Below are 217 nucleotides of genomic sequence, written 5' to 3'. Positions count from 1 at the left end.
GTTGATGTTCACGACCAGGACCCACTTGATGTTGTCCCTGTCGCCGTCGACCGCGAGGGGGAACAGATCGGGGCACTCCCACACGCCGCCCGTCGCACCGGCGGGCCCGAACTCGCTTTGCAGCTCCCAGTCCTTGAGGTTCTTGGACGAGTAGAACCGCACCTTGTGCTCCGCGGACAACGACACCGTCATCAGCCAGCTCTTGGTCGGCGCATGC

1 protein-coding gene is annotated in these 217 nt (G+C 64.1%); it reads right to left on the bottom strand.

The features are described from left to right. The coding region (locus IE97_RS39105; protein WP_037845563.1) for a hypothetical protein at positions 1-217 on the bottom strand (217 nt) is incomplete at both ends.

The sequence above is a fragment of the Streptomyces sp. NRRL S-455 genome, assembly GCF_000717875.1.
GTDB lineage: Bacteria > Actinomycetota > Actinomycetes > Streptomycetales > Streptomycetaceae > Streptomyces.
The sequence above is the reverse complement of the archived record's forward strand: the minus strand, read 5'-3'. Positions and strand labels throughout refer to the sequence as shown.